Source organism: Leuconostoc sp. S50 (genome assembly GCF_016624925.1).
GTDB classification, from domain to species: domain Bacteria; phylum Bacillota; class Bacilli; order Lactobacillales; family Lactobacillaceae; genus Leuconostoc; species Leuconostoc pseudomesenteroides.
The window spans coordinates 121,622-144,114 of sequence record NZ_JACVUE010000004.1; the positions used below are offsets into that span (position 1 = coordinate 121,622).

Here is a 22,493-nt window from a genome sequence, read left to right on the forward strand (position 1 = left end):
CACGTGTGAATTTTTTAATTTTGGGATCGAGGGTCATGATATGTCATCTTTTAAATGTATAATTTGTGGTATTATTAGTGCAACTTTATTTGGTATTAGTGGCATACTGGCTAGTATTTTATTTCGACAAGCGACGGTGGCACCAGAATGGCTAGTGGGCGTTAGAATGTTGTGTGCAGGTGCGATTTTACTTTGTGTGCTGACTTTCTTTACTAAAGAGGCTGTTTTTTCGGTTTGGCGGCATAAAAACACAGCATTTTTGATCATTTTGTTTGGTCTTTTTGGTGTTTTGCTGGCGCAATCAAGTTTCTTTTTGTCGGTTTATTATGGGGATGCAGCCACAGCAACAGTGTTGCAATCACTCGGACCGGCGATCATTGTTGTGTTGATGAGTATATTTAGTAAACGGTGGCCATCGCGCGTTGAGTTTGTTGCGATTGTTTTGGCACTATTGGGTGTCTTCTTGTTAGTAACTAATGGTGACATTAACCATCTGAAAATCAATCCAAGAGCACTTTATTGGGGTATTATATCAGCGTTTGGTTTGGTAGGGTATACCTTGATCCCAAAACCGCTGTTACATCAAACCCCACCTTTAGTTATTGTGGGTTGGGGATTATTAATAGGTGGACTGGTCGCTAATTTCATACATCCAGTGTGGCATATTTCGAGGGCTGTTGACTTGCAAGATATCTGGATTGTTCTCGCAATTGTTTTATTTGGAACGTTGATACCGTATGCACTGTACGTCATGAGCCTAGCAGGTCTAAAACCATCATCTGCTAGTTTGTTGGGCACCATTGAACCGTTAGTCGCAACGACCTTGTCGGTGACATTACTAGGGACCCACTTGAGAGGTTTGCAGTTGATTGGCATCTTACTCATCTTGTCAACGATTTTGTTGATTAGTTTACCACTCAAAAAAATATTTACCAATAGAATCGTAACTCGTGGGTGATAAACAGACCGACGAGTTTTTTTATTTAAAAATAGACGTTGAATTTTGATATTTTCAGTCAAAAAATGTTGACATTTGCAATCAGCGTGATATACTAATAGTTGTAGTTAGCACTCACGTATATAGAGTGCTAAAACGAAAAAATCTCGGAGGTATGAATCCATGTTGAAGCCATTAGGTGATCGTGTGATTATTGAAGTAACGGAAGCTGCAGAACAAACTGTCGGTGGGATTGTGTTGGCAAGTAATGCCAAAGACAAGCCTGTTACTGGTAAAGTTGTAGCTGCGGGAACGGGTTATGTCTTGAATGATGGCACAATTCGTGATTTGACAGTTAAAGTAGGCGATGAAGTCTTGTTCGATAAGTATGCAGGGCAAGAAGTGTCATTTGAAGGACAAGATTACTTGTCGCTTCATGAAAAAGACATTGTGGCAATCGTTGAATAATAATCAAATCAAAGGAGATAGTTAAATCATGGCTAAAGAATTAAAGTTTTCAGAAGACGCACGTTCTAAGATGAAGGCCGGCGTTGATAAGTTAGCTGATACAGTTAAAACAACAATTGGACCTAAAGGTCGCAATGTTGTCTTAGAGCAATCTTACGGTGCACCAACCATTACTAACGATGGTGTGACAATTGCTAAGGCAATCGAATTAGAAGATCACTTTGAAAATATGGGCGCTAAGTTAGTTGCTGAAGTTGCTTCAAAAACTAACGACATCGCCGGTGATGGTACAACAACAGCCACAGTTTTGACACAAGCTATTGTTGGCGAAGGTCTAAAAAACGTCACAGCTGGTGCTAACCCTGTTGGTATTCGCACTGGTATTGAAAAAGCAACAGCAGCAGCAGTTGCCAAGTTGCACGAAATGTCACACACGGTTAATACAAAAGATGAAATTGCCCAAATTGCGTCGATTTCAGCCGCTAATGAAGAAGTCGGTCATTTGATTGCTGAAGCAATGGACAAAGTTGGTAACGACGGTGTCATTACGATTGAAGAATCAAAGGGTATTGAAACAACCTTGGATGTTGTTGAAGGTATGCAATTCGATCGCGGCTACATGTCACAATATATGGTCACTGATAATGATAAGATGGAAGCCAACTTGGACAATCCATATATCTTGATTACTGACAAGAAGATTAGCAATATTCAAGACATTTTACCAGTTCTACAAAGTGTTGTGGAACAAGGTCGTGCGTTGTTGATCATTGCTGATGATATTACTGGTGAAGCATTGCCAACATTGGTTTTGAACAAGATGCGTGGTACATTCAACGTTGTAGCTGTAAAAGCACCTGGATTTGGTGACCGTCGTAAGGCGCAACTTGAAGATATTGCCATTTTGACTGGTGGTACAGTAATTACCGATGATCTTGGTCTAAACTTGAAAGATGTTACAATCGAACAACTCGGATCGGCTGCTAAGGTTAATGTTACTAAGGACAATACAACTATTGTTGAAGGTGCTGGTGATAAGCAAGCTACAGCAGAACGTGTGGCAACTTTGAAACAACAAATTTCAGAGACAACTTCTGACTTTGATCGTGAAAAGTTACAAGAACGTTTGGCAAAGTTAGCTGGTGGTGTTGCCGTCATTAATGTTGGTGCGGCCACAGAAACTGAATTGAAAGAACGTAAGTACCGTATTGAAGATGCTTTGAATGCGACACGTGCTGCCGTTGAAGAAGGTTTCGTTGCTGGTGGTGGTACGGCTTTGGTTAACGCCATTTCAGCTGTTGAGGCATTGTCTGAAACTGGTGATGTGCAAACTGGTATTAACACAGTGATTAAGGCGCTTGAATCACCAGTTCGCCAAATTGCTGAAAACGCTGGTTTGGAAGGCTCAGTGATCGTCAACAAGCTAAAGGATCAAAAAGAAGGCTTTGGCTACAATGCTGCTACTGACGAGTGGGTTGACATGATTGCTGCTGGTATCGTTGATCCAACCAAGGTAACGCGTTCAGCTTTGCAAAATGCCGCCTCAGTGTCAGCTTTGTTGCTAACAACTGAAGCAGTTGTTGCAGAACAACCTAAAGAAGAAGCACCTGCAATGCCACAAGGTGGTATGCCAGGAATGATGTAAGGACATATTTAAAAGCAACCCGTAATTGGGTTGCTTTTTTTATTTGAAAAAACTTGACAAGTGTATCTAATAGATATAATATAATGGAATGGATATATCTATTAGATACACAAGGGGTACTTTATGTATGAACTATATATTTTAGGTCAGTTGCTATTCACGGACCGCTCAGCATATAAATTACGTTTTGTCTTGGAAAATATTTTGGGCGCTCATCGAAAAGTTAGTTTTGGTGTTTTGTATCCCTTACTGGACAAGATGAAAGCTGCTGGAACAATTGTGATGACAGATGATCTTGATTGGCGTGGCAAGAAAAAAATACATGTCACGTCCGCTGGGAGAGCTCGTTTTGATGAATTAATGAAAGCGCCAGTACAACAAAATGCGCATTTAGACGATGTTTATTTATTTAAATTATCTGGCTTGGAATTGGTTGATGAACAATTGGCACATCAAATCATCAATGATTTTCGTTCGGAAAAATTAGCGCAACGTGATGGTTACAAGGAACATTTGGCTGATTTAGAAAGTCGACATGCAGGCGCCTCTTTTTTGCCCTCTGCGCGAAGATTGAATCAGTTGCAAATTGATTTAGCCAACACATATTTAGAATATGTCGACAAGATTGAAAGTGAGTTAGAATAATGCAAAATTCAGGACACGAAAAAACAAACCCTAAGCGCTGGTTAGCGTTAATTGCAATTTCACTTGGGGTGTTTATGGCTTTGATTGACACGACAGTTGTCAATGTTGCTTTACCTAGCATTCAAACGAGTTTGAATGCATCATATTCCGATTTACAATGGGTCATTTCCTCTTATACAATTGTTTTTTCAGTCTTGTTGTTAATTTGGGCAAAACTGGGTGATTTATACGGTCGCAAATTGATGTTTATGATTGGACTAGTTATCTTCACGATTGGTTCTGGGCTTGATGCTGCATCAACGACCATTGGCATGTTACATATTTTCCGTGCAATCCAAGCTATTGGTGGATCTGCACTCATGTCACTATCATTTGCTTTAATTGGCACAAGTTTTGATGGCAAAGAGCGTGGTATTGCTTTGGGCATTTTGAGCTCAATTATTGGTCTTTCAACTGCTTCGGGTCCACTGTTAGGTGGTTGGCTTGTTGATGCGTTTTCATGGCAATCTATTTTCACAATTAATTTGCCTGTTGGCGTCGTAACATTGATTTTGGCATGGCTTTTCATTTCTAACAAACAGGTCCATCATGCTAGTGGTCAAGTCGATTTTTTGGGTATGCTGTTATCTGCTGGGACAATCTTTTCTTTGGTTTTTGGCTTGGTTCAAAAGGAAATGCACACTAATTGGGGTTGGGGTAATCTTCAAGTTGCTGGCTACTTGGTAGCAGCTGTTGTCCTGTTTGCATTGTTCATTTGGCGACAAAAGACTGCTAAAAATCCCATGATGGATTTGAGCATGTTCAAATCATCTTCATTTACAGGTGCAGTTATTATTGCCTTTTTCTTGGGTGCTGGTTTGTATGGCTTTTTTGCTTATCTTTCTACCTTTATGCAAAACTATGTCGGCTATACAGCTTGGCAAACTGGGTTGCGTCAAGCAACTATATCAGGTTTCTCACTGATTTTAGGACCAATCGCTGGTATGTTGACAAATCGTTTACGACATGGCTATATGCTGGCATTTTCAGCATTTTTTATAGGAATTGGTTTGTTTACCTTGAGCGCATTGACGAGTGAGACAGCAACATTTGCTGATTTCTGGCCTGCATTTATTATTATTGGTATCGGAGGTGGCTCGATAAATCCGCCAATGACAACAGCGGCGATGTCGTCGGTCCAACCTTATCAAATGGGAATGGCTTCGGGCATGATTTCGACTTTCATGCAAGTTGGGGTTAGTTTTGGTGTGGTGTTTCAAGGATTGCGATTGGCCGATGGCTATCAAACAGGTTTGACGCACCATTTTGTCACTTTGAGTCATGTACCGAATGCTATCATCACGGCATTACACAAAGTCTTGGTTGAGGCAGGACCGTTTTCTGGTCATGCAATTATTACTAGCAAGCGTGTTATAGCTACACCTTATGCTCATGAGTTAGAATTAGCTGTTCGACAAGCATTTGATTATGGTTTTATCAATGTTACACGTTTGGATGCGATTCTGTTGATTATTGGTGGTGTTCTCGCTGCAATTTTGATCAAAACAGGTGGCAATAATCCTTCATAATGGTACAAAATAAAAACACGGCATACCGGATGATGAACACCCGATATGTCGCGTTTTTATTTATGTTAAAGATTGAAAAATTGTCATCAAAGTGACCCAAAACGGTTAGTTGAAAACAACAGTATGTTTCTGTTTAATATTGGCATTAAAGGTATCCAAAACGTTGATAATTGCTCTTAATGATGTGATTCACAGCCCTTAAAAAAGAGTGATCAGGATTTTCTGTGATAAGCAATAAGGACTGCAACTTAACCATGAACAATGAAACATTACCATAAGCATCAAATTCATCTGCATTAATATGGTTTAGGTCTGTTAGCCATTCTGTCAACTCTTCATCAGTTATCAATTTGGTATGACTCAAATGCTGAACGGGTATGACCAAACGCCCAGGTTCATCGGCTGTGAACAAAAATGGACGATGCAATACATTTTTAATTGTAGTCAAGAATGCAATAATATCTTGGTGATTTAATGATTGAAAATTAATAATTTCATCTATCAAGTCAGCGCTGTGTGCAATACCATGAGCCCAGCCGTGTAAAGTCAAACCTCTGAAATCATTTTCTAATTGCAAATAAGAAATGGTTTGCTTAATAAGTTCACGTTCTTGTTGTTGCGACAAAAATGGCGAGTTATTGTGGTGATAAGCTAACGCTGCCAAAAAGAGTGCCGTAAAACTTCTTTTGAAAATGGACTCATCGTCCTGATAATTATCAATGTTGGTGAGTAAAAATCGGTTACGCAACAAACGTTGTGTTACTTCTTGCTGTTGCTTTAATGTTAAATTGCCAGTTGTCACTGCCTCTGCAAATAGATTGTAATTTAACGTGTCTCGGAGTTCTGAATCTAGTGAGCCAATATTTGTAATCATCTGATCTAACAAATCGTCTGGAATAGATTGACCTTCAGACTGACTTAGTCGTTCCAATTTTTCTTTTAGCGACATGCCAAATGTTCACTCCTTAATCCAAATATTAAGCCAATGCACCCATTGGGTCCCAAGGGGCGAGCAATTTTGGCGTAGCGTTATCATAAATATCGACTAAGTCAGCGCCGAGAAATTCTTTTTTAACCACAACTTGATAGGCATACTCACTCATCCATTCGTCAGACATTGTGAAATATCCTTTTTTACCGGCTTTTTCACCCCATGAATTTTCGACTTTCCACTTGGTTGGTTGACCATTTTCGTCAAAATCAACACCGGTCAATACCATAGCATGTGTCATTAAACTTTCGCCATAGTCAAGGCGTTGGGCCTTTGTCATTGTTGAATCAATGTCAAATAGTGAATCAGTTGCAAAGACGCCGTCCGCCATCAGACCATTGTCGCGATCTACTTGAGGTCCCATATCAACACCAAACCAGACGCTTTGACCTGCTTTCAATTGTGCAATAGCAAGTGATTTCATTTTATCAATAGTCACGTTGAGGTGCTTAACTTCTCGTCCACCGACAACGTTGCCAAGCATATCAACATTATAAGTGGCATTAAATGGCTTGTCATCAGTAGGCGCATTAATAATTGAAACGTAATTGCTCAAATCCCAACCAACAAATTTGTCGAAATAGGTTTGAGGTGTCAAATCACGCTCAATGTGGAAGTTCTGTGATTCATCACGATACTCAAAGTCAAATTTAATTGGTGGTTCACCAAATGTAATTGACAATACGCGGTAGACATTAGCCAACATTTTCTGACGTGTATTTGTAATTTCTTGCTCACCGGCGTGATTAGCTACTAGTTCCCGCAAAATAACAGCATCGTGGCGCAAAAGTGTGTTGAATGTCGTGTTAAACTCTTTTGACGCAGAAGAGGCTTGTGACTCTGGATAAGCTGATTGTGGTACAACACCATACTTGTCGATGATAGCAACAATCATATCCCATTGACCGCCATCTTGTTGTGGCGTTGCTAATAAGAAGGCGACGCGACGTGAATCCAGTGGTTCATTGGCAGTGTTTAAAATATTTTCATAAAAGTAATTAGCTTTTTCAAATTTATCCCAGAAAAAAGTGTAACTTTGGGATAATTGGAACTCGTCGCTGAGATGAAACATATCTTTCATGTCATGACGCATGGTATTCAAAGCAGCAAACATCCAGCAACGACCAGATTGTTTTTGATTAGCGACTTTGCCTGTATCGAGGTCAATGGCAAAGGTTGGCACGTTGGCATTAACAACCTCTTGATTGTAACTTGCATTGTTAATACCATTTTTGGTGACGGCACGGCGAACAACTGCATTTTGTGATGTTGCTGTTCCTTCACGGAATTGTGCAATTGATTGCGTTGTAATTTCTGAAGACATAATGAACTCCTTTTTAATAATAAGTCCAATATAGCGCTTTTTAAGATGTGCTTCAAGAGACGATGTCAGCAATTTGTTGTGTGGTATGATAATTACCGAGGTAATATACGATGACTTTTTATTCTGCCAAGTATTTGGTACAACAAACTAACATTAATGATACAATCGGCATTTATTTGATGGTGATTGCTTTTGTGTTCATGGCTGTTGGTGCAGTGGCGTTTTTGCGTAATCGTATGCAAACACGTTATCGTGATTTAAGTATTATTGCGTTGCTATTATTTCTTTTTTTGGCGGGTGCTCGTTATACGGACTATCAGCAAGCCAAATCACGTGATGATCAACAAACCCAAATGGCTTCATTTGTCAGTGAATTTGCGACGACACAGGGTGTTGCGAAAGATAAGATATTTTTTAACACGCAAGCTGTCAGTGATGGCATGATTGTTAAAATGTCTAAAAAATATTATCGTGTCACTATTAGTGCAGATCAGCAATCCTATAGTTTAACGCGTGCTTATCTAGTTAATCCGGAAGTGAAGGTTGTCAAATGAGTATTTATTTACCAATTTTAACGAAACTTGCTATTGGTCTATTTGCCTTAATCGTGCAAATCAATATTATGGGCAAAGGCAATTTGGCACCAACTAATGCACTGGATCAAGTACAAAACTATGTTTTAGGTGGCATTATTGGTGCCGTCATTTACTCTGATACTATCACTGTTTTTCAATTCACTATTGTGCTGATCATTTGGACAATGTTGGTGATGACGGTCAAATTCATGAAAGAACATAATCACTTCGTCAAACTCCTTATTGACGGACAACCAAAAGTAGTGGTTGAGCGTGGTGAAGTAGCTATTAAAAATGTGTTGCGTGCTGGCTTATCAGCAAATGATCTAATGTTTAAATTACGCGCACAGAGTGTTTACGATTTGTCAAAAGTCAAGCGTGCCGTTCTTGAGCAGAATGGTCAACTAACAGTGATTCTTGAAGGTGAAGAAAATATGAAGTATCCCATCATTTTTGACGGCCAAATTAACGCTGATTTGCTTGATTTGATTGGTCGTGATTCAGAATGGTTGGTAGACGAGGTCAAGCGACAAGGATATGAGCAAGTCAGTGATATTTTTGTTGGCGAGTATCTTGACGGACAGGTACGTTTAACACCATACGAACGTCATTAAGGTGTAAACGCTTGCATTTTAGGCTAAAAAGTATCATGATTAGCTTAGAAGAAGGTGTAACAAATGACAAAACAAGTAGGATTAACGGATAAGCAACAACTGACGGCACTGACGCATGCTGCGGAAAGTGCCCAATTACCCTTTCTAGCTGAAAGTCAAGATGAGCTAAGAGTTTGGATTGACCATGACGAGAATATTTTTGTCGTTATCAAAGGCGGACCAACAGGGTTTCAGGCAGATCTTTTATTTGGTGATGTTGGTATTATGATTCTAAAGAAAAATCTAGAATTACCCACGGAAGCTGACTTGTTAGCCTTTATGTCACTGATTACTAATGACGATGTACAAGATTTTCTCTTAGGGTATGTTTTGGAAGCGCCTAAGAAAGGACGAGACGCTTATTTTCAAGCCTTAGATCAGCAATTTGATGATTTTGTCGCGACACTTTAATTGTGTCGCGTTTTTATTTTCTGATACAATGAATATCAGAGGATTTTTGAAATGATGACACCAAAACAATTTTTAGATTTAGTTGAAATTCGCGTGGTGATTCCTAGCGTTGCGCCGCTTTTAGTCGGATTGGTGTACAGTCAATGGCAGTATAGCAGATTAAATTGGTTAAACGCTGCATTGTTGATTATTGCGACTGTCAGTGTGCATCTTGCGGTGAATACGTTCAATCGCTATGAAGATAATAAGCGACAAAAAGCAAACGATTTTTTGAGGGAACAAGCTGCTGGTGAGGTGATTACTGATAAACAAGTTTTACACGTCGCCATGTGGTTGGCGTTAATTGCTGTTGTAGCAGGCATTGCAGTGGCGTTGTTGACTGACTATGTGACATGGATTATTGGTATTTTGAGTTTTGTGATTGGTTATTTGTATTCTGCTGGCCCAAAGCCAATTACCAATACACCGTTTGGTGAAATTGTCTCAGGTATTACAATGGGCTACTTTATATTTGTGGCACAAGTGTACGTCAACACGAGAATGACACCAACGGTGAGTGTCTTGCTGCAATGGTTTATTGTCAGTTTACCGTTGGTGATATTTATTGCAGAAATTATGTTTGCGAATAATATTGCCGATCATGATGAGGATGAAAGCAATAATCGACATACATTGGTCCATTATATGGGGATTGCGTCGGCTAAGCGCATGTATGTTTTTTTTGCCATTTTGGCGTTTGTTGAATTGCTGATTGCTACAAGTGTGGGCTGGTTGCCAATTACAACATACGCTATGATTGCACTGTTACCAATTGTCTTAAAAAATGCCAAGGGCTTTGTAGACCGCCCAATCAAAAGAGAGACATTTGTTTTGGCCATTAAAAATTTGGTTGTTGTGATGTTGGGGATGACCGTTGTGATTATGGCTGGTATATGGTTATAAAAAAACCTGTGATGTTTAACGTGGATTTAAAAAGTTAGCGTAACTTTTTAAATCCGCATTGTATGTCACAGATTTTTTATTTGAAGCGATTTAAATTTTCGACACTATCAACAGTGTATTGTTTTTTTTCTAAATGTTTGATAAGCTTGTCTAACTGTTCACTTTCTGCCTGTAGGGGTAATGTGAAAAGAACGGTCAACGGTTCACCTTCAGAGCGAATCGTTAATAAAGATTCGACGTTTGAGTAACGAGTGATAATCTTCGATATTTTACTTAGATCACCCTGCTTATTATGTGTTGCCACAGCGATAGCAACACCGCCAGAGCGAACGGACCAACTTTGAGATAATAAATCCATTAAAGCATCATGTGTGAAAATGCCATAAAATTGATGATTTTCATCTAAAACAGCTATAAAAGGTAAATCGCGAATGGCAAAGAAAACTTCGTAGAATTTGCTTGTGGTATAAATAAATTTAGTTGAGTTGCGCATAATAGCCGTTGCTGGCAAACTCATATCACCGCCTTTGGCAATGTGCTCAAAGACGTGTTGTTTATAAATGTTCCCACGAAAAAGGCGTCCAGACTCATCTAATATAGGCATGGTGCGAGTGTGAGCGTTGTCTGGATTATCGAAAATATCATAAACTTCTTGAATTGTCGTATTTTCGGTCACAGTGGTCAATTGTGATTTTGGGATAACTAAAGATTTTTGAAACATATTCGTGTCCTAATCTAATTTTTTTATCATGAAACCGCCATACAATATGATAACACAAAATCACGCTGCGCGCGTGGTATACTGGAAGAAGTGAAATTATAGAAAGAAATAGTCATTATGAAATTTATTTTTGGGTTAGGAAACATTGGTGAAAAGTACGATCAGACGCGTCATAACATTGGATTCATGGCAATTGATGCTTTTGCGGCTGCTCACAATGCGACTTTTTCACCAACAAAACAGTTCGCATTAACCGCTAAAATTCAAGTTGACGGCGTACCAGTTATGCTGGTCAAGCCGACCACTTATATGAATGATTCAGGTAAAGCGGTTCGGGCAATTTTAGATTACTATGATGGTGATGTGACTGATATCATGGTGTTAGCTGATGACATGGATATGCCCTTTGGCAAATTACGTTTTCGTGCGAAAGGATCAGCCGGTGGACACAATGGACTCAAAAGTATTATGGCGCACACAGATTCACAAACATTTTTGCGCTTGAAGTTTGGACTGGGACACCCAGAGCATGAAAAACAAGTGGTGATTAACTATGTTTTGGGTCATTTTTCAAAAGCAGAGTCAGAAATCGTCGAGACAATGCTTGCACGCAGCACGCAGGCCATTTCTGATTGGATCAACGGGGCAACAATCGCCGAGTTAAGTAATCAATATAACGGGTAAATGAGTTTAGTTAAATATTTAAGTCAAACAGATACAATTCAAACAATTGTCAAACAAGCAACTGGTGCCGCAACACAGTTGCTTTTAGGTGTGAATGGCACAGTAAAGGCAGCAAGCATTGCTGCTATTTTTAATGCTAATCCTCGACAAGTATTGGTCATTGCCGACACACAAACGCATGCCGAGCAACTTTATTTTGATGTTGCTGCGTTAGTTGAGGATGTATACCAGTTTCCAGCAGAAGAATCAGTGGCAACAGAGATGGCGATTAGTTCATCAGAATTACGCTTGCAGCGTTTACAAACACTGATGGCACTTGTGACTGGTCAACCTATGATCGTTGTGACTAATTTAGCGGGTGCAGAGCGTCTACTGCCTGATATGGCAACCGTCACTGCTGCTCGCTTGACGATTCGCGTTGGTGAGACCTATGAATTTTCAGAGATCAAGAACACGTTGATGATGATGGGGTACTCACCAGTAAAGCTCGTACAAACACCCGGTGAGTTCGCGCAACGTGGTTCAATTATTGACATTTATCCGCTAACAGCCAACGATCCGATTCGTTTGGATTTTTTTGACGATGAATTAGATCAATTAAAACAATTTGATGTTACAAGCCAAAAAAGCATCGCTAGTTTAGAAGCAGTAACAATTGATCCAGCAACTGACTTTGTTGTGTCAGAGTCACAATACGATCAGGCTAAATTAGCCATTGAAACCGCGTTTAGTGATAATCGTACCCGCCTAAACGGGGCTGCAAAAAAACATGCTACTGACGGTTTTGCTTTAACACAACATGTTCTAAACGCCCATGAACGTGGACCGGAATTGTTGCCTTATATGCAATATTTTTTCAACGGACAAACAACCTTACTCGATTATTTTCGTGATGACGCTTTGATAGTGATTGATGAGTACACGCGTCTCACCGAAACAAGATTACAGCAATTAACCCGTGACCAAGAATGGATTGACAAACAAATTGAAAGCTTTCAATTATTGCCACACCAAACATGGCGTGTTAACATTGCTGATCAAATTGCGCATAATCAACGCACCAGTTTATATTTGGCCAACTTTCAACGTGGTTTGAATCGTATTAAATTTGATGCAATGGTTGAAATAACAACGCGACCAGCGAACCAATATTATGGCCAAATCAATGCCCTCAAGAATGATTTAACATACGCACAAGAGGCTGGGGCGACAGTCATTTTGATGATTGATGATGCCAAGCAGCGTCATGATTTTGCGTCGTCACTTGTTGATTTTAAAATACCAATTACTGAAACAACCGAAGTCTTACCTAATCAAGTTCAGATTATGTCTGGCGCGTTGACAGCGGGATTTGAGTGGCCACAGTTGCATTTGACAGTATTCACGCAACGAGAATTATTTGCACAAACGCACAAAACAGCACCACGTACGCGAAAGATTGCTAACGCAGAGCGTTTGAAATCGTATAATGAGTTGAACGTTGGTGATTATGTCGTTCACATTAATCATGGTATTGGACGTTACGAAGGCCTTCAAACCATTGAAGCAGATGGTGGCAAGCAAGATTATCTATCAATTGCTTATCAACAAAACGCTAAGATTTTCATTCCAGTGACGCAACTGAATTTAATTCAGAAATATATTGGTGCGTCAGATGCTGCTAAGGCACCAAAGCTGAATAAGTTAGGTGGTAGTGAATGGGCTAAAACCAAACGACAAGTTGCGGCAAAGATAGAAGATATTGCGGATGATTTGCTTGAATTATATGCCAAGCGTGAAGCACAACAAGGGTTTGCTTTTCCACCAGACGATACCGCGCAATTGAAGTTTGATACAGCCTTTCGCTATCCTGAAACCCCAGACCAAATTCGCAGTATCGAAGAAATTAAAGTTGATATGCAAAAAATCAGACCAATGGATCGCTTATTGGTTGGGGATGTCGGCTTTGGTAAGACGGAAGTTGCCTTACGTGCAGTGTTTAAAGCGGCTCATGCTGGAAAACAAGTTGCCTTTTTAGCACCAACAACGATTTTGGTACAACAACATTATGAAACAATGAAAGCGCGGTTTGACGATTTTCCAGAAATCAGAATTGGCGTATTGAGTCGCTTTCAGACACCATCTCAAAACAAAGCGGTGATTAGCCAACTCAAGGCACATGAATTAGATGTTGTGGTTGGCACGCATCGTTTGTTAAGTCAAGATGTTAACTTTGCTGACTTAGGGTTGTTGATTATTGATGAAGAACAACGTTTTGGCGTCAAACATAAAGAACGCCTCAAGCAGTTGCGCACTAGCGTTGATGTGTTGACATTGACAGCGACGCCAATTCCGAGAACATTGAATATGGCAATGGTCGGAGCACGTGATTTGTCAGTCATTGAGACACCACCAGCCAACCGTTATCCCATTCAGACTTATGTCATGGAAGCTGATTGGACTGTGGTACGTGATGCCATTGAAAAAGAAATTGCACGTGATGGACAAGTCTTCTATTTACACAACCGTGTGATGGATTTAGATCGTGTTGTGAGTCAAATCGAAGATCTTGTGCCAAGTGCCAGAGTGGCAGCAATTCATGGTCAAATGTCTGAGACACAGTTAGAAAGTATTTTATATGATTTCTTGAATGGTGAATATGATGTTTTGGTGACAACAACAATTATCGAAACTGGTGTGGATATTCCTAACGCTAATACCTTAATTGTGGAAAATGCTGATCACATGGGATTGTCACAATTGTATCAATTGCGTGGTCGGGTTGGAAGATCAACACGACTGGCTTATGCATATTTCACTTATCCATTTACTAGAACACCTTCTGAAGAAGCTGAAAAACGATTGGAAGCAATTCGCGACTTTACTGAATTGGGCTCTGGTTTTAAAATTGCAATGCGTGATTTGAGTATTCGTGGTGCGGGTGATTTGTTAGGCAAGCAACAACATGGCTTTATTGACTCTGTGGGTTATGATATGTATACACAGATGTTGAAAGACACTGTTGCTCAAAAGCAAGGGCAGGCTGTTACTTCAGATCAACCAGAAACAGATGCTGAGCTGATTTTAGGAGTTCTAGCTTATCTACCAGACGATTATGTCAGTGATAATGCGCAAAAAATTGAACTTTATACACGAGTACGGCAAGCAAAGACAGACGATGTGTTTGAAGATATTGAAGCGGACATGTTGGATCGATTTGGCGAAATGCCGGATGAAGTGGCGCGCTTATTGTTGGTCGGTCGGATTAAACAATTGGCTGATCAAGCGCAAATTGTCAATATACGGCGTCAACGTAAGCAGTTAGCCATTACATTTAATGCACAAGCCACGGCAAAGTTATCAGGTGAGACAATTTTTGAAGCGCTCATAGATGTGCCACTGAAAGCAGCAGTACGAACAGAATCAGGTGACTTGCAGGTAATATTGACCGTCAATGATGTTGCTGAAAGCAGTATATGGCTCAATATTTTGAGAGATTTCCTATTAGTCGTGATTGAAAAAGAACAAACTGAACTAGAAAAGGAGTAACTTATGCGTTTAGATAAATACCTTAAAATTTCTCGCTTAATTAAGCGGCGTACCGTTGCAAAAGAAATTGCCGATCAGGGACGTATTTCAATTAATGGTAAGGTGGCAAAGTCTTCAACAGATGTTGCTACAAACGATGAACTTGAAATTCGTTTTGGTAACAAAACGGTGACGGTCAAAGTGGTTAAGATTGTGGAAACGACCAAAAAAGAAGAATCTGCTGATATGTACGAGGTTTTGCGTGAAACGTATGCGCAAGACTTCCGAGAAGTTGGTGACGAAAAGTAAGCATAATTATTAAACAAGTCTAAAGATTGTTGAAAAGTGTTAAAGAACGTGCGACACTTGTTATAGGTAAAATTCACATGGCGGTTTATAGACAAAAAAAACAATCAAATATTACGCCACTTAATCCAGCAATTGCACGTGAAATTCAAAATTCTGAATTAGCAAATGCACAGGCAGCGAAGCATTATCGTAGAGCCCATGCGCGTCGCGAGAAAAACATTTTATTGATTGGCGCGCTAGTGGCGACTATTTTTGCCGTGCAATTATTGATTGGTCAGGTAAAACTACATGCGGCTAATCAGCAGCTGACCAAAACTCAGGATCGCTTGGAACACGTTCAAAAAACAAATACGCAGTTAGCGACAAATGTTAAGCGTCTTAAAAACCCTACTTATTTGCAACAATTACTACGCGATAAGTATGGTTACTCAAAACCCGGCGAAATCATTTATAACTTACCTGCAGATAATAACTAGGAGAAGCACCCGAAGGGGTGCCTTTTTCATAATAATGGAAAAAATTAAACAAGCAATTAAACAAAAGTCGTGGCCAGCAACGGTTATTGTGGCTGTTTCTGGTGGCGTGGACTCTGTTGTGTTACTCCACGCACTAGCGCAAATGCCAATCCGGATTGTCGTCGCGCACGTCAACTATCATTTACGCCCAGAAAGCGATGCAGATGCGTCTTTTGTGGCCAAACTAGCCCAAAAAATGAATGTCATTTTTGAACAGCGTGACTGGCAAAACAGACCTAATCATGCCATTGAAAAAGAAGCTCGAATTTTTCGCTATGATTTTTTTAATGCGTTAGCAGATCGGTATCAAACGGACACCATCGTCGTAGCGCATCATGCTAATGACCAGGCAGAAACAGTTTTATTGAAAATGATTAGAGGTGGTCAATTACGTCAGATGGCGGGCATGATGACTAAAACGAATCGTATTATTCGTCCTTTTTTGACGTTGACTAAACAAGAATTAATTGCCTATGCTCATCGTAATCAGTTAAAATGGCGAGAAGATAGTACTAACTCAGATCCAAATTATACGCCAAGAAACTTATTGCGTAATGATGTGCTGCCAAAACTCACAACCATTAATGCGCAAGCTGTTCGACATATTAATGACATGGCGCAACAAATTCAAAATCAAGAACGTTTAATTGACGAACAAGCTGCCATTTATGCGCAAAATATCGCGTCTTGGCATACGATTCCACAGGCATGGCAGGCACCTACATTAAAATATTGGTTGCAAGCACAACAAATATTTAATATTAAAGAGAGCCAAATTTTGCAAGCGCTTCAACTTCTCAATAATGATTCAAAGCCAAATGGTCGTATTACTTTGAATCAAGGTGTGCAACTAGTCAAAAGCTATAATCAACTTGGACTACAAAAAGAGCAAAATAGGGACCAAGTTTTGTCGCCAGTTATGTTAAAATTGAATCAACGGTATTTTTTGGCAAATAAGTCATGGTTATGGACTGATCACGAGCCAATTCTTGACGATTCCGCTGTTGCATTTGCAATCGGTTCTGAAAAGGCAGTGCTTTGCTTGCGTTTGGCTAACGCTAGTGATAAAATTGCTCTCATAAACGGCCATAAAAAGTTGAGACGACTAGCAATTGATGAAAAACTAACGTTACAAGAACGTGAAACAATGTTAGTGCTTACAACGGCGGATGATTGTATTGTCGCAGTGCAGGTACGCAACAATGAATGGCGTGTCAGTGCAGAATATACTGTTAAACAAAATACGCGGCCAAACTGGCTTGTATGGCGAATTGAGGAAACATAAGTGGATAACGATATAGAAGAAGTCTTGTACGATCAGGCAAGCATTCAGCAAGCAGCGCAGCGTTTGGGTAAGCAAATTACTGAAGACTACGCGGGCGAGCGTCCCTTGTTCTTGTCAGTCTTAAAAGGTGCATACCTTTGGACGGCTGATTTGATCCGTGAGGTTGATTTATACGCGGAATTAGAATTTATTAAAATTTCTAGTTATCACGGCGGCGTTGCAAGTACTGATGAAATCACATTGGTGACAGACATTCGGTCTGACGTCCAAAATCGTGATGTGATTATTTTAGAAGATATTGTCGATACTGGTCAATCCTTGCTGTTTATGAAAGAATTACTGGCTAAACGGGGTGCACGATCAATTAAAGTCGCGACTTTATTGGACAAAAAAGAGGGACGTAAGGTGGAAGTAACTGCTGACTATATTGGCTTTGATGTCCGTAATCAATTTGTGGTCGGATATGGTCTAGATTACAAAGACTTTTATCGGAACTTACCGTACGTTGGTATTTTGAAAAAAGAAGTGTACACCAAATAGAAATTGAGGAATTACGATGAAAAATAACAAAGGCGGTTTCTTTCGAAATAGTATTTTCTACGTCTTTATCTTTCTTGTTGTTGTTGGCATGTTTTATGGCTTGTTCGGTAACGATAAGTCAACGACTAAAACCTTAACATCAAGTGAATTTATTAAGGCGCTGAATGACAAAGAAATCAAGTCAATTACAGTGCAACCTGGTAACAGTATTTATAATATTACTGGTACTTATAAAAAAGCACAAACTGCTTCTAAAGATAGCGGTATTAGCTTCTTACAGCCAACGCAAAAGGTGACAAAATTCACGTCAACTTTGCTGCCTAACGATGCCTCACTAAAGGAAGTTACGCAAGCTGCAAGCAAGACGAAGACTGAATTAGTTACAAAACAGGCTGAAAATTCTGGTTTTTGGCTAAACTTGTTGGTATCACTCATTCCAGTGTTGCTAATCGTGGCTGTCTTCTATGTCATGATGAATCAAGCTGGTGGTGGTAAAGGCGGTCAAGGCGGTATGATGAGCTTTGGCAAGTCAAAGGCTAAGCCATCAGATCCCAAAGATAATAAAGTTCGGTTCGCCGATGTCGCTGGTGCAGAAGAAGAAAAGCAAGAACTGGTTGAAGTTGTTGAATTCTTAAAATCACCAAAGAAATTTGTGAGTTTAGGGGCTCGTATACCAAAGGGTGTTCTTTTGGAAGGACCTCCGGGAACTGGTAAGACATTACTGGCAAAGGCTGTCGCTGGTGAAGCCAGTGTACCATTCTTCTCAATGTCTGGTTCTGACTTCGTGGAAATGTTTGTTGGTGTGGGTGCTTCACGTGTTCGTGACTTGTTTGAAAACGCTAAGAAGTCAGCCCCGGCAATTATTTTTATTGATGAAATTGATGCTGTTGGTCGTCGCCGTGGTACCGGGATGGGTGGCGGTAACGATGAGCGCGAGCAAACTCTGAACCAAATTTTGATTGAAATGGATGGTTTTGAAGGTTCAGAAGGGGTTATTATTTTGGCTTCTACCAACCGTTCAGATGTATTGGATCCGGCTTTGCTTCGTTCTGGTCGATTTGATCGTAAGATTTTGGTTGGTGCACCAGATGTTAAAGGACGTGAAGCAATTTTGAATGTTCACGCCAAAAATAAGCCATTAGCTGACAACGTTGATTTGAAAGCAATTGCGCAACAGACACCAGGATATGTTGGTGCTGACTTAGAAAACTTGTTGAACGAAGCAGCGTTGTTAGCAGCTCGTCGCAATAAGAAAAAGGTTGATGCTGCTGATATTGATGAAGCGGAAGATCGTATTTTCCAAGGTCCTGCGAAAACAAATCGTGGTATGTCAGAATCAGAACGACGTACAACCGCTTATCACGAAGCGGGGCATGCTTTGGTTGGATTGGTCCGTTCAGAAGCCTCAGTTGTTCGTAAGGTAACAATCGTGCCACGTGGCCGTATTGGTGGTTATGCCCTAATGACGCCAAAAAACGATCGTTACAACTTGAAGTATTCTGAAGCTAAGGAACAATTAGCTGGTTTGATGGGTGGTCGTGCCGCCGAAATCTTCATGTTTAATGAAGCAAGTTCTGGTGCTTCCAACGATTTCCAACAAGCAACAGGATTGGCACGTCAAATGGTAACTGCTTTTGGTATGTCAGATAAGTTGGGTATGGTACAACTTGAAGGTAATGCCAGTGTTGGTTATGCTGATCAAGGTGGCAATCGCGCATATTCTGAAGAAACTGCACGTCTGATTGATGAAGAAGTTCGTCGTTTGGCACAAGAGGCTTTCAACGATGCGTTAACGATTTTGCAAGAGCACAAAGATAAGTTGACAGCTATTGCTGAAGCTTTGCTTGAAGTTGAAACGTTGGACGAAAGACAAATTAAAGACATTTATGAAACGGGTGAATTTACACGTAAAGATGTCCAAGATGATGATCAATTGGCAACTGCTAAGTCGTTTGAAGAAGCTAAGGCAGCAGCTGATGCAAAAGATTCTCAAGCTGAAGAAAAATATGAACATCCAGATAGTGAGTCAAAAGATGATGATACAACTTCCGATTCAGAAGTTGTTTAAGCACCTGATGATGCACCAACTGATGACAATCATGATAAAAATTAGTAAAATAGAGGTTGACCGTCAGGTCGACTTTTTTATTTGAAGTTAAGGAAAATGATTAAATGGCTGATCAGTTTATTAAGGCAATTACAAAAAATAATGACTTTCGTGCATTTGCTGTGAATGGGACAAATTTAGTTCGAGAAGCAGCACAAACTCATGATACATCGCGTATCGCTTCGGTTGTTTTGGGTCGTGGTTTATTAGCGTCGACGTTGATGGCACAGGCTGTTTTAAAAGGGGAAGAACGTCTCTCAATTCAGCTTAATGGGCGTGGACCAATTGGCAACGTTGTGGTAGAAGCGGACGCTAAAGGCAGTGTACGCGGGTATGTGACCAATCCGCAACTAGACGTGGTATTGAATGATGCCGGACAATTGGATGTTGCGCAAGCGGTTGGACACAATGGGGTTTTGCAAGTAACCAAATTTGCACCATACGCCAATCCCTATATTGGACAAAGTCAATTGGTGAGTGGTGAAATTGGTGATGATTTTACTTACTATTTGGCACAGTCTGAACAAATTCCATCGGCAATTGGTGTTTCGGTTTATATGAACGAGGATGATACAGTTGGTGTGGCAGGTGGATTCTTAGTACAAGCATTACCAGGCGCCACCGATGCATCAATTGATCAACTTGAGAAAGCACTGGCTAACATGCGACCGCTGTCTGATATGCTGTCAGATGGGTACACCCCGCTAGACATCTTAGAAGAAATATTTGGAAAAGGTGAAGTTAATATTTTGCAAACGGCCGGTGTTGGTTTAGCAGCCGAGCCACCAAAATCTGCTTATGCTAAGATGTTAGCGACGTTACCGGCAGAAGAAATAAAAGCCATGATTGATGAAGATGATGGTGCAGAAGTTGTGGGTAAGTTTTCAGGCAAACGTTACTTTTTCACAGCCACAGAATTGCGAGAAATTTTGCAACAAATTGAAGAAAATAACGCATAATTTTGAGATTATGCCGTTTTTTTGGTATGATATTTAATTAGTGGGAGTGCGTTCAAAAAGCGCTCATCAGGGAAGGATTTTATACGAATGGCTGAAGAAAAAGCCCTTAATGATCAAATGTTAGCCCGTCGTCAGAAGTTAGCGACTCTTGTTGATGATTTACATTTAGATCCATTTGGCAAACGATTCGAACGCTCAGCTAAAGCGCAAGAATTGCATGATTTGTACGATAATAGTACTTTAGAAGAACTTGAAGCAGGACAACATGAGGTGACGATTGCTGGCCGTATGGTGGCTAAGCGTGGTGCCGGTAAAGTTATCTTCGCGGACTTTCGCGACGTGTCAGGCAAAATCCAAGTTTATGCTAAGCGTGATGACTTAGGCGAAAATTACCCAATTATTAAGCGCGCTGACTTGGGTGATTTTCTTGGTATTAAGGGTATCATGATGAAGACGGAAGCCGGCGAATTAACGGTTTTGGCAACGCATTTGACACACTTGTCAAAAGCACTTCGCCCAATGCCTGATAAGTTCCATGGTATTTCAGATGTCGAAACACGCTACCGTAAGCGTTATTTGGATTTGATTGCTAATGAGGAATCATTCAAAAAGTTCCAGCAACGGTCACATATTATATCAGCCATTCGCGCTTACATGGACAAAAATGAGTTCTTGGAAGTTGAAACACCCATTCTACAAACAGAAGCTGGTGGCGCTGCCGCTCGTCCATTTATCACACATCACAATGCTTTGAACATTGATATGTATATGCGTATTGCCACAGAACTTTATTTGAAACGTTTGGTTGTTGGTGGCATGGAACGTGTTTATGAAATCGGACGTATTTTCCGAAATGAAGGTATGGATCCTAAGCATAACCCTGAATTTACGACGATGGAATCGTATGCGTCTTATTGGGACTTCACCGATGTCATGAACGAAACCGAAGGTATTTTTAAGGCAGCGGCAGGTGTTGTTTCGGATGACCTAAAAATTACTTATCAAGGCACTGAAATTGATCTATCAAAGAATTTTGCACGTGCACACATGATTGACTTGATTAAAGATCGCACTGGTGTTGATTTTTGGCAAGATATGTCCGTTGAAGCGGCTCAAAAGTTAGCAGATGAGCATCATGTCAAATACGAAAAGTATTGGGCAGTTGGTCATATCATCAACGCATTCTTTGAGGAATTTGTTGAAGATACATTGGTTCAACCTACATTTGTCTATGGTCATCCTGTTGAAGTCTCACCTTTAGCAAAACGTAACGCTGACGATTCACGTTTCACGGATCGTTTTGAGTTGTTTATCATGGGTGGTGAATATGCCAATGCCTTCACTGAATTAAATGACCCTATTGACCAACGGGCACGCTTTGAAGCACAGGCTGCCGAACGTGAAAATGGTAATGATGAGGCTGAGGGTATTGATGAAGACTTTATTGAGGCTTTGGAATACGGTATGCCACCAACGGGTGGATTAGGTGTTGGTATTGACCGTTTGATTATGCTACTGACTGATTCTGACACAATTCGTGATGTGGTTTTGTTCCCAACGATGCGTCCAGAATAAATGAATCATTCGATTTATTAGAAAACTATTGACAAATTGCTGCACAATTAGTTATAATTATTAAGTTGTGTCAGCAATGTTATTCCGACTTAGCTCAGTTGGTAGAGCACCTGACTGTTAATCAGGTTGTCG

General features: G+C 40.3%; 21 protein-coding genes. 18 read left to right on the forward strand and 3 right to left on the reverse strand.

Annotated features, from left to right (window positions below):
• The first annotated feature begins 40 nt into the window (after positions 1 to 40).
• The 5 genes from IAE53_RS05400 (at position 41) to IAE53_RS05420 (ending at position 5,263) form a co-directional block, all read left to right on the forward strand.
• Positions 41 to 958, forward strand: a complete 918-nt coding sequence (locus IAE53_RS05400; RefSeq protein ID WP_200136359.1) for a DMT family transporter — start codon at positions 41 to 43, stop codon at positions 956 to 958.
• A gap of 162 nt (positions 959 to 1,120) precedes the next feature.
• A complete protein-coding gene (gene groES / locus IAE53_RS05405) occupies positions 1,121 to 1,405 on the forward strand; it encodes a co-chaperone GroES (RefSeq protein WP_004914841.1) in 285 nt (94 codons plus the stop codon).
• A 28-nt stretch (positions 1,406 to 1,433) separates the two neighbouring features.
• Complete coding sequence (groL, locus tag IAE53_RS05410) at positions 1,434 to 3,050, forward strand: chaperonin GroEL (RefSeq protein ID WP_004914840.1); 1,617 nt, start codon at positions 1,434 to 1,436, stop codon at positions 3,048 to 3,050.
• 123 nt (positions 3,051 to 3,173) lie between these two features.
• Positions 3,174 to 3,695 carry a PadR family transcriptional regulator gene (locus IAE53_RS05415; protein WP_148423270.1) on the forward strand — a complete coding sequence of 174 codons (522 nt, stop codon included), beginning with the start codon at positions 3,174 to 3,176 and terminating at the stop codon, positions 3,693 to 3,695.
• Positions 3,695 to 5,263: an MFS transporter gene (locus IAE53_RS05420; RefSeq protein WP_200136360.1), complete on the forward strand. Its 1,569-nt coding sequence runs from the start codon at positions 3,695 to 3,697 to the stop codon at positions 5,261 to 5,263. The genes IAE53_RS05415 and IAE53_RS05420 overlap by 1 nt, the downstream gene beginning before the upstream one ends.
• Before the next feature lie 145 nt (positions 5,264 to 5,408).
• Here IAE53_RS05420 and IAE53_RS05425 read toward each other — a convergent pair whose 3' ends face one another.
• Together IAE53_RS05425 and IAE53_RS05430 are read right to left on the reverse strand one after the other, a co-directional pair.
• Positions 5,409 to 6,212: a DUF2785 domain-containing protein gene (locus IAE53_RS05425; RefSeq protein WP_200136361.1), complete on the reverse strand. Its 804-nt coding sequence runs from the start codon at positions 6,210 to 6,212 to the stop codon at positions 5,409 to 5,411.
• A gap of 28 nt (positions 6,213 to 6,240) precedes the next feature.
• On the reverse strand, positions 6,241 to 7,578 hold the full coding sequence (locus IAE53_RS05430) for a C1 family peptidase (RefSeq protein ID WP_200136362.1): 1,338 nt from the start codon (positions 7,576 to 7,578) through the stop codon (positions 6,241 to 6,243).
• A gap of 110 nt (positions 7,579 to 7,688) precedes the next feature.
• On the opposite strand from IAE53_RS05430, the gene IAE53_RS05435 reads away from it, so the two are divergent.
• From IAE53_RS05435 to IAE53_RS05450, 4 genes are all read left to right on the forward strand, one after another.
• The gene (locus IAE53_RS05435; RefSeq protein WP_010291302.1) at positions 7,689 to 8,132 is read left to right on the forward strand and encodes a DUF3290 domain-containing protein; all 444 of its coding nucleotides are present in this window, start codon (positions 7,689 to 7,691) and stop codon (positions 8,130 to 8,132) included.
• Positions 8,129 to 8,767: a DUF421 domain-containing protein gene (locus IAE53_RS05440; protein ID WP_148423266.1), complete on the forward strand. Its 639-nt coding sequence runs from the start codon at positions 8,129 to 8,131 to the stop codon at positions 8,765 to 8,767. The genes IAE53_RS05435 and IAE53_RS05440 overlap by 4 nt, the downstream gene beginning before the upstream one ends.
• A 63-nt stretch (positions 8,768 to 8,830) precedes the next feature.
• Complete coding sequence (locus tag IAE53_RS05445; protein WP_200136363.1) at positions 8,831 to 9,217, forward strand: hypothetical protein; 387 nt, start codon at positions 8,831 to 8,833, stop codon at positions 9,215 to 9,217.
• A 54-nt stretch (positions 9,218 to 9,271) separates the two neighbouring features.
• Complete coding sequence (locus IAE53_RS05450) at positions 9,272 to 10,159, forward strand: prenyltransferase (protein ID WP_200136364.1); 888 nt, start codon at positions 9,272 to 9,274, stop codon at positions 10,157 to 10,159.
• Positions 10,160 to 10,235: 76 nt separating this feature from the next.
• Here the strand turns inward: IAE53_RS05450 and cbpA are convergent, their stop codons facing one another.
• Positions 10,236 to 10,880, reverse strand: coding sequence for a cyclic di-AMP binding protein CbpA (gene cbpA, locus IAE53_RS05455; protein ID WP_139968348.1), 645 nt, complete (start codon positions 10,878 to 10,880; stop codon positions 10,236 to 10,238).
• Positions 10,881 to 10,997: 117 nt separating this feature from the next.
• Between cbpA and pth the strand changes: the two genes are divergently transcribed.
• The 9 genes from pth (at position 10,998) to lysS (ending at position 22,361) form a co-directional block, all read left to right on the forward strand.
• A complete protein-coding gene (gene pth, locus IAE53_RS05460; RefSeq protein ID WP_004915057.1) occupies positions 10,998 to 11,564 on the forward strand; it encodes an aminoacyl-tRNA hydrolase in 567 nt (188 codons plus the stop codon).
• Positions 11,565 to 15,092 (forward strand): transcription-repair coupling factor, encoded by a 3,528-nt coding sequence (gene mfd / locus IAE53_RS05465; RefSeq protein WP_200136365.1) that lies wholly within the window; start codon positions 11,565 to 11,567, stop codon positions 15,090 to 15,092. It begins immediately after the preceding gene.
• 3 nt (positions 15,093 to 15,095) lie between these two features.
• A complete protein-coding gene (locus IAE53_RS05470) occupies positions 15,096 to 15,380 on the forward strand; it encodes an RNA-binding S4 domain-containing protein (RefSeq protein ID WP_139968345.1) in 285 nt (94 codons plus the stop codon).
• Positions 15,381 to 15,457: 77 nt separating this feature from the next.
• Positions 15,458 to 15,856 (forward strand): septum formation initiator family protein, encoded by a 399-nt coding sequence (locus IAE53_RS05475; protein ID WP_031941245.1) that lies wholly within the window; start codon positions 15,458 to 15,460, stop codon positions 15,854 to 15,856.
• Between the two features lie 34 nt (positions 15,857 to 15,890).
• Positions 15,891 to 17,180, forward strand: a complete 1,290-nt coding sequence (tilS, locus tag IAE53_RS05480) for a tRNA lysidine(34) synthetase TilS (RefSeq protein WP_148423263.1) — start codon at positions 15,891 to 15,893, stop codon at positions 17,178 to 17,180.
• Positions 17,181 to 17,720 carry a hypoxanthine phosphoribosyltransferase gene (gene hpt, locus IAE53_RS05485; RefSeq protein WP_010291323.1) on the forward strand — a complete coding sequence of 180 codons (540 nt, stop codon included), beginning with the start codon at positions 17,181 to 17,183 and terminating at the stop codon, positions 17,718 to 17,720.
• Between the two features lie 16 nt (positions 17,721 to 17,736).
• Complete coding sequence (gene ftsH, locus IAE53_RS05490) at positions 17,737 to 19,788, forward strand: ATP-dependent zinc metalloprotease FtsH (protein WP_200136366.1); 2,052 nt, start codon at positions 17,737 to 17,739, stop codon at positions 19,786 to 19,788.
• A 104-nt stretch (positions 19,789 to 19,892) separates the two neighbouring features.
• Positions 19,893 to 20,786, forward strand: a complete 894-nt coding sequence (hslO, locus tag IAE53_RS05495) for an Hsp33 family molecular chaperone HslO (protein WP_200136367.1) — start codon at positions 19,893 to 19,895, stop codon at positions 20,784 to 20,786.
• An 87-nt stretch (positions 20,787 to 20,873) separates the two neighbouring features.
• On the forward strand, positions 20,874 to 22,361 hold the full coding sequence (lysS, locus tag IAE53_RS05500; protein ID WP_010291328.1) for a lysine--tRNA ligase: 1,488 nt from the start codon (positions 20,874 to 20,876) through the stop codon (positions 22,359 to 22,361).
• The last annotated feature ends 132 nt before the right edge of the window (positions 22,362 to 22,493 follow it).

Coding starts and splice junctions, on each gene's coding strand:
- IAE53_RS05400 (WP_200136359.1), top strand. CDS start 41: ATGTCATCTTTTAAATGTATAATTTGTGGTATTATTAGTGCAACTTTA.
- groES (WP_004914841.1), top strand. CDS start 1,121: ATGTTGAAGCCATTAGGTGATCGTGTGATTATTGAAGTAACGGAAGCT.
- groL (WP_004914840.1), top strand. CDS start 1,434: ATGGCTAAAGAATTAAAGTTTTCAGAAGACGCACGTTCTAAGATGAAG.
- IAE53_RS05415 (WP_148423270.1), top strand. CDS start 3,174: ATGTATGAACTATATATTTTAGGTCAGTTGCTATTCACGGACCGCTCA.
- IAE53_RS05420 (WP_200136360.1), top strand. CDS start 3,695: ATGCAAAATTCAGGACACGAAAAAACAAACCCTAAGCGCTGGTTAGCG.
- IAE53_RS05425 (WP_200136361.1), bottom strand. CDS start 6,212: ATGTCGCTAAAAGAAAAATTGGAACGACTAAGTCAGTCTGAAGGTCAA.
- IAE53_RS05430 (WP_200136362.1), bottom strand. CDS start 7,578: ATGTCTTCAGAAATTACAACGCAATCAATTGCACAATTCCGTGAAGGA.
- IAE53_RS05435 (WP_010291302.1), top strand. CDS start 7,689: ATGACTTTTTATTCTGCCAAGTATTTGGTACAACAAACTAACATTAAT.
- IAE53_RS05440 (WP_148423266.1), top strand. CDS start 8,129: ATGAGTATTTATTTACCAATTTTAACGAAACTTGCTATTGGTCTATTT.
- IAE53_RS05445 (WP_200136363.1), top strand. CDS start 8,831: ATGACAAAACAAGTAGGATTAACGGATAAGCAACAACTGACGGCACTG.
- IAE53_RS05450 (WP_200136364.1), top strand. CDS start 9,272: ATGACACCAAAACAATTTTTAGATTTAGTTGAAATTCGCGTGGTGATT.
- cbpA (WP_139968348.1), bottom strand. CDS start 10,880: ATGTTTCAAAAATCTTTAGTTATCCCAAAATCACAATTGACCACTGTG.
- pth (WP_004915057.1), top strand. CDS start 10,998: ATGAAATTTATTTTTGGGTTAGGAAACATTGGTGAAAAGTACGATCAG.
- mfd (WP_200136365.1), top strand. CDS start 11,565: ATGAGTTTAGTTAAATATTTAAGTCAAACAGATACAATTCAAACAATT.
- IAE53_RS05470 (WP_139968345.1), top strand. CDS start 15,096: ATGCGTTTAGATAAATACCTTAAAATTTCTCGCTTAATTAAGCGGCGT.
- IAE53_RS05475 (WP_031941245.1), top strand. CDS start 15,458: ATGGCGGTTTATAGACAAAAAAAACAATCAAATATTACGCCACTTAAT.
- tilS (WP_148423263.1), top strand. CDS start 15,891: ATGGAAAAAATTAAACAAGCAATTAAACAAAAGTCGTGGCCAGCAACG.
- ftsH (WP_200136366.1), top strand. CDS start 17,737: ATGAAAAATAACAAAGGCGGTTTCTTTCGAAATAGTATTTTCTACGTC.
- hslO (WP_200136367.1), top strand. CDS start 19,893: ATGGCTGATCAGTTTATTAAGGCAATTACAAAAAATAATGACTTTCGT.
- lysS (WP_010291328.1), top strand. CDS start 20,874: ATGGCTGAAGAAAAAGCCCTTAATGATCAAATGTTAGCCCGTCGTCAG.